The organism is Brucella sp. NBRC 12950, assembly GCF_030268145.1.
GTDB lineage: Bacteria > Pseudomonadota > Alphaproteobacteria > Rhizobiales > Rhizobiaceae > Brucella.
The window spans coordinates 1-357 of the sequence record NZ_BSQC01000060.1; the positions used below are offsets into that span (position 1 = coordinate 1).

Consider the following 357-nt stretch of genomic DNA (forward strand, 5'->3'; position numbering starts at 1 on the left):
CCGGTGCCTTGTCGCAGGCCATTGGCCAAGGTGCGGATGCCGTAATCGATACCGTGGCATACGACGAGACCCACGCAAACCAACTGCTCGACATTGAGGCGTCGGTTGGGCAATTCGTGGTGATCTCGTCCTCCAGCGTTTATCGCGACGGAGCGGGCAGGACGCTTGATGAAGCCCGGGAGAACGGCTTTCCCGATCTTCCAGACGGAATGACGGAGAAACAGCCCACGGTCGAGCCAGGCCTCGAAAACTACTCGACAAAAAAGGTCGCTTTAGAAAGACGACTTCTCGACGCTGCACAGCAACCTGTCACGATCCTGCGTCCTGCTGCTATCCACGGCACCCATTCCACCCACC

General features: G+C 58.5%; 1 protein-coding gene. It reads left to right on the forward strand.

What is annotated here, in order from left to right:
* The coding region (locus tag QSJ70_RS27445) for a Rossmann-fold NAD(P)-binding domain-containing protein (RefSeq protein ID WP_502871733.1) at positions 1–357 on the forward strand (357 nt) is incomplete at both ends.